Below are 5395 nucleotides of genomic sequence, written 5' to 3'. Positions count from 1 at the left end.
CCAGCTCTTGATGCCCCTTTCCGCCTCTTTCCCCTCCTCCCCTTTTCTCTTCCGTTGCTTTATGGTCGTCGTATTGTTGCTCCCCCCCCCCCCCCCCCCCCACGCCGGGCTCGGGCAAGCACCGACAGCTGCCACCCGAGCAGACCTGGCTGTCAGCAGGATCAGCTGTTGACGCAGGTGTTCCCGACGGCCGGGTTGAGAATGGAGATGACCCCGATCGAGTTGCCGCACACGTTGATCGGGATGTGGATCGGGACCTGGATGACGTTGCCGGACAGGACCCCCGGGGAACCGACGGCGATTCCGTCCGCGTGAGCATCGGCCGAGGCCACGGAAGCCCCACCGACGACCACCGCACCGGCGGCAAGAGCAAGCGCGAGGCTCTTCAGAACACGTGTCATGCGATGTCTCCTTCATACGTGTACACAGCACCCACGGCACGTCCTCCAAGACCTGCCGTGCGGCCCCGACAGGGTCCGCACCCTTCCTTTCGTCCTCTGGCACACCTTCGGCCTGTCCGCAGACACACCATTCGCTCGAAGGGAACACCCCGTGCCGCCAGTTGGCGGCAACCACCAGCTGGTGTCGGCTACCGGTGGAGTTCCCACAGGCGCAGGGTGCCGTCTGTGCTGCCTGAGAGGAGGCAGCGGTCGTCGGGAGTGAGGGCGATGCCGTAGACGTCGTCGGTGTGGCCTTCCAGGGTCCGCACGCAGCGACCGGTCGCCGTGTTCCAGATGCGTATCCGGCCGTCGTCCTCGCCCGAGACGGCGAAGCGGCCGTCGGAGGTGAACCGGGCCGTCAGGACTTCGCCGGACCGGTCGTCGGGATGCCCTGGCGGGCGGGTGCGCCGGCCCCGTACGTCCTCGAAGGCACGCACGATGTCACCGGTGGCGGCGTCCAGGAGCCAGAGCGTACGGTCCGGGCGCCTGCGGCCCCAGAGCGTACGGCCCGAAGGGGCGGAGCCCGGGTGGTCCCCGACGGCAAGCACGAGGCTGCCGTCGGGGCTCAGGCACACGGAGCCCACCCACGAGCCCGGGTTCGGGAACGTGGCGCACTCACCGCTGTCCACGTCCCAGACCCGGATCTCGCCGTCGAGGTCGGCCGACACCGCCCGGCGGGCGTCCGGGCTGAGCCACACCGTCGTAGCGATGACCGTGTGGCCGGTCAGTGTTCTTGTGCACGTTCCGTCCGCGAGGTCCCACATCCGCAAGGCGAAGTCTCCGCAGACGCTCAGGGCGAAGCGGCCGGTACCGCTGAAGGCAACCGTCCCCTGGCCGCCCATCGCGCCCTGGCTGCGATCGAAGTACGGTCCCCTGAACCGGGCCTGCCGGCCCAGCGGGTTGCGGGTGTCGATCCAGGACACCGCGCCGTTGACCGTGCACCGCATGAACTTCCCGCCGCCGCCCGCCAGCACCCAGTTCCCCGGGACGGCGACCCCGCTCTCCCCCGTGCCAGGGGTCCCCAGGGTCCGCAGGAGCGTTCCCGTGGCCAGCTCCCACAGCCGTACCGGCTCGTTCCCCCCTCCGCACAGGCCGTGCCGCCCGTCCGGGGAGATCGCGACCGCGCCTCGCTGGAAGGATCCCGGCAGGGTACGGAGCAGGGCCGCCCCGCGGAGCCCGCCCTCCGGCCAGGCACCCTCCCGCAGGTCGTCCGCCACCCCGTCGTCGTTGCCGTTGCCGTTGCCGTTGCCGTTGCCGTTGCCGCCCATGGCCCCCACCCCGCACCCCCGGTCCAACCGTCGCGACCGAGTCTGCCCGGTCCAACTGACAGGCCGGCGTAGTCCGCCTGGTGCGGCCACAGACGCCGGCCACGCTGATCGAGCACGGGGCCACGCCGCGGTGCGTCAGTCCCGGCAGGACGGCCGGATGCGGAGCAGCTCGGTCCGCAGCACGGGTGTGCCGTCGACCGGCGCCGGGTCCTCCGGGGTCGGCTCGATTCCTCCGGCGGCGACCTTGTCGAGTGTTGCCAGGCCGTCGGCACCGACCGTGCCGAACACCGTGTAGTTCGGTCGCAGCGCGGAGTCGCCGTAAACGACGAAGAACTGTGAACCATTCGTGTCCGGACCGGCGTTGGCCATCGCCAGCAGGCCGCGCCCGTAGAGGCGGCGCGCGCCGGTCGGATCGGTGGGTGCCGGCGGCAGGTCCAGCGGCAGCTCGTCCTTGTACTTGTACCCGGGCCCGCCCTCACCGGTACCTGTCGGGTCACCGCACTGCAGGACCTTCAGCGTCGGGTAGGCCGTCAAACGGTGACACACCGTGCGGTCGTAGAACCCGTGCCGTGCCAGGTGCAGGAAACTCTGGACCGTGCACGGCGCCTTGGCCCGGTCCAAGTGCAGCGGGAGCTGGCCCTGGCTGGTCGGAACAGCCATGTCCACCGTGCCGTGACTGGGGGTGCGCCGCGGGTCCGGCGGCAGCGGAACGGAGCGTGCCGGCGGCTCGTCCGGGGTCTGTGTGTACTGGCAAGGGCCGTGCGTGGTGCGCGGCGGAGCCCCTTCGGAAGCGGTGGCGACGCTCCCCCCGGACACGACTAACGCCACGGCCGCTAATGCGCTGGTCAGTGCTCGTTTCATCTCGTACGCCCTTCCGATGATCGCCAGGTCCTGAAGCGGTCGCAGTCTAGGGCGTGGGTTTGGCCCGCGGGAATGGTTGACGGCAGGAGGCTTCCGTGGCCGACCCCGAGGTTCTCCCCCTCCAGTTGGCGTCCCTGCTCGACGGAGCCACCGGCGCGGACGAGGTGATCGTCCCAGACCTTCTCCGCGAGCGTCCTACCCGTCGCTGTCCGCTCCGTACAGGAGCGCCGGGAGGCGGGCGGACCGGGAAACGGGGAGACTGAGGAGACCTTCACCGCCGGCGCCAACCAGCGGTTCGTCGTCCCGGCCGGTGTCACCCGACGGACCGTCACCGCCACGGGCGAGCCGGGACGGTTCCCCGTCGACGGCGCAGCGGGCGGGACCGGAGACAACGGCGGCGGTGCCAGTGGCATCCGCACCTGCAGCTCGGCGCGCGCGAGCTGTGCCCTGACCGGTGTTCGCGGCACCGACCCCCGCCTCATCGTCGCCGCCGGCGGCGGGGGCGGCGGAAGCGGCTCCCGCTCCACCGGGTTCCCCGTCCGCGAGGCCACCGGCGGAGACGCGGGCGACACCGGTAAGCCCGGCGGCGAGCGACCTGAAAGCGGCCGTGGGGGTGGCCGCGGAGCCCAGAACCTCGGCGGCAAGGGCGGAGGAGGCGGAGGCTGCTTCCTGATCTACGGCAACGGTACCGCCGGGCCCGGCGGAGGCGGAGGCGGGTCGAACCTCATCCCGGCGGGCGGCACTTCCGGCCCCGCCACCGGATCGGCGCAGTTGTCCATCACCTAGGGTGCCTGAACCGCCGTCCGTGGGGTGCGGTGTGAACAGGCACGCCCATGCCAGTCGGCCATCCTTGCGATCGACGCCCGCGGCATCGGCCCGAGCGGACTCGCAGAGGTGGTCATGTGTGAGAGTCGCGGACCACCGCCAACCCGCCGACCCGGGTCGTGATGCCCGCCGGTCCGCGTCGGGCCGAAGCGAGCACGCTGGCCGGTCGGCCGAAGGTGTCCCCCTGTTCCACCTCGATCGCGAGCGTCTGCGCCCCTGTCGCGTCGAGTAGGTGGGCGGCCAGGCAGCCGGTGCTGTTGGCGTTGGCGACGTCCTCGTCGACACCGATCGCCGGCGCGAACATCCGCGCCGCACCCGGTTGGTCGGCCGCCGGCGGTACGTACACGAAACAGCCGAGGAGCCCGTACCGCCTGCACGCCGCTGTCAGCCTGCCGAGGTGTGGGTGGACTCGGAGCAGCGCCGACCGGTCGCGGACGGGTAGCAGCATGCGTGGTGCGCCGGGCGCGGCGATCCGTGGCGCGTCGGTCGGATGCGGGTCGTCCGCGGTGAGCCCGAGTGCGGCGACGATCGCGGCGCGCTCGTCCGGTGCCGGGTGATGCAGGGCGACGAGGCCCTGGTCGAACCACACCTCGATGCCGGCGGGGCGGCGGATCGCGACGGTGTCGAAGGTGCGCCCGCCGGTGTGCTGGCGGTCGTTCAGCTCGCTCAGCGCGGTGCGGGTCAACCTGACGGCCTGCGCGGCAACGGTGCCGTGGCCGCAGCCGGACAGTTCTGCGGTGGCGGTGAAGAACCGGACCGGCCGGCCGCCGTCCGGAGTCCGCCCCGGGCCGAGGAACGCCGCGTGCGAGGTGCCGGCCGCAGCAGCGACCGCACGCCGGTCGGCGTCCGTCGCCGCCGGGTCGTCGTCGGTGACGGCCGTGGGGCTACCGCCCCGGCCGTGGCGCCGCACGCACGCATCAACCACCGTGACGTCCGGCCAGGACATCGGCCCTCCTTCGACGCTCGACGAACCGGCAACCGCCAACCGCCAACGGTGAACGCTGATGGCCGGACCTGGCCTTGAGCGGCCGACCGAATGCGGCCCGGAGGCTGCCGCCCGCCTCAGCCGGTGCCGTCCTGTACCGGGTAGTGGATGATGGCCGCGCCGCCGGTGGCGTAGTTGGCGACGTCGTCGGCCAGCCGCCGGCCGTGCGGCGACGCCAGCGCCGCGTCCATTGCGGCGGCGTCGGCGAACTCGGCTTCGAAGACCGCGAAATACGGTGCTGCTCCTTCGAGGGCCGCCACGTCGAAGCTGTAGCGCCACGCAAGCGGGCCGGGCCAGTTCATGACCAGCGGAAGGTGGTTGGTCACGTAGTAGTCGCGGAAGTGGTCGGGGTCGGCTGGCTCGGAATACAGGACGACGAGCTTATGCATGACGGCCTCCGTCCATGGGTGCGAGCAGTGCGCCGTCCTGATGGGTGCACGGCGGTTCCAGCAGGGCAATCCGCGACATCGGCTCTCCCGTCGAGTTCGTTTCGAAATCAGAAACGATGGGTGGATGCTAGTGTTTCGAATAACGAAACACAAGGAGGGTCATGCCGACACCGCGCCCAGGCACACCGGTTCGCGGCTCGACGACCGGCCGTCCCCTCATGGCCGCGATGGACCTGTTCGGCCGTCGGTGGGCGCTGCGCATTCTCTGGGAACTGCGTGCGGGGCCGCTCGGCGCCCGCGCGCTGCTGGCACGGTGCGAAGGGCTGTCGTCCAGCGTCCTCTACCAGCGGCTCCGCGAACTCGTATCGAGCGGGATCATCGCCCAGTCGGCCGATGGCTACGAGCTGACTCGGCTGGGGACGGCACTCCGTGATGCCCTCGGTCCGCTCGACGCATGGGCGATCACCTGGGCGCAGGAGCAAGAACACCACGATCAGGAGCCCACGGAGACGTGAAGACCACGTCCCCCGAGTGGGGGGGCGGGGGGGGGGGCGAGGAGAGGGGGGAGGGGGGGGGGAGACGTTTCCCCATCCTTCCCCCTAACGCACAACCTCAATAAAGGGTAGT

6 protein-coding genes are annotated in these 5395 nt (G+C 71.2%); 1 reads left to right on the top strand and 5 read right to left on the bottom strand.

What is annotated here, in order from left to right; genetic code table 11:
• Nucleotides 1-161: 161 nt before the first annotated feature.
• From ACFRU2_RS04200 to ACFRU2_RS04180, 5 genes are all read right to left on the bottom strand, one after another.
• Nucleotides 162-401, bottom strand: a complete 240-nt coding sequence (locus tag ACFRU2_RS04200; protein WP_382967345.1) for a chaplin — start codon at nt 399-401, stop codon at nt 162-164.
• 188 nt (nt 402-589) lie between these two features.
• Nucleotides 590-1708, bottom strand: a complete 1119-nt coding sequence (locus ACFRU2_RS04195; RefSeq protein WP_382967343.1) for a WD40 repeat domain-containing protein — start codon at nt 1706-1708, stop codon at nt 590-592.
• Nucleotides 1709-1843: 135 nt separating this feature from the next.
• Complete coding sequence (locus ACFRU2_RS04190) at nt 1844-2368, bottom strand: peptidylprolyl isomerase (protein ID WP_382967341.1); 525 nt, start codon at nt 2366-2368, stop codon at nt 1844-1846.
• 1099 nt (nt 2369-3467) lie between these two features.
• Entirely contained in the window at nt 3468-4340 is an 873-nt protein-coding gene (locus ACFRU2_RS04185) for a PhzF family phenazine biosynthesis protein (RefSeq protein ID WP_382967340.1), read from the bottom strand.
• A 116-nt stretch (nt 4341-4456) separates the two neighbouring features.
• Nucleotides 4457-4768, bottom strand: a complete 312-nt coding sequence (locus ACFRU2_RS04180) for an EthD family reductase (protein ID WP_382967338.1) — start codon at nt 4766-4768, stop codon at nt 4457-4459.
• Between the two features lie 218 nt (nt 4769-4986).
• Here ACFRU2_RS04180 and ACFRU2_RS04175 point away from each other — a divergent pair, with 218 nt between their 5' ends.
• On the top strand, nt 4987-5283 hold the full coding sequence (locus tag ACFRU2_RS04175) for a winged helix-turn-helix transcriptional regulator (protein WP_382967336.1): 297 nt from the start codon (nt 4987-4989) through the stop codon (nt 5281-5283).
• The last annotated feature ends 112 nt before the right edge of the window (nt 5284-5395 follow it).

Origin of the sequence: Streptomyces sp. NPDC056883 (assembly GCF_042788835.1) — a bacterium.
Lineage (GTDB): Bacteria > Actinomycetota > Actinomycetes > Streptomycetales > Streptomycetaceae > Streptomyces > Streptomyces stoeckheimensis.
The sequence above is the reverse complement of the archived record's forward strand: the minus strand, read 5'-3'. Positions and strand labels throughout refer to the sequence as shown.

What these genes read in the sequence shown, in the direction of transcription:
- ACFRU2_RS04200 (WP_382967345.1), bottom strand. Translation starts at nt 401, where the DNA reads ATGACACGTGTTCTGAAGAGCCTCGCGCTTGCTCTTGCCGCCGGTGCG.
- ACFRU2_RS04195 (WP_382967343.1), bottom strand. Translation starts at nt 1,708, where the DNA reads ATGGGCGGCAACGGCAACGGCAACGGCAACGGCAACGGCAACGACGAC.
- ACFRU2_RS04190 (WP_382967341.1), bottom strand. Translation starts at nt 2,368, where the DNA reads ATGGCTGTTCCGACCAGCCAGGGCCAGCTCCCGCTGCACTTGGACCGG.
- ACFRU2_RS04185 (WP_382967340.1), bottom strand. Translation starts at nt 4,340, where the DNA reads ATGTCCTGGCCGGACGTCACGGTGGTTGATGCGTGCGTGCGGCGCCAC.
- ACFRU2_RS04180 (WP_382967338.1), bottom strand. Translation starts at nt 4,768, where the DNA reads ATGCATAAGCTCGTCGTCCTGTATTCCGAGCCAGCCGACCCCGACCAC.
- ACFRU2_RS04175 (WP_382967336.1), top strand. Translation starts at nt 4,987, where the DNA reads ATGGCCGCGATGGACCTGTTCGGCCGTCGGTGGGCGCTGCGCATTCTC.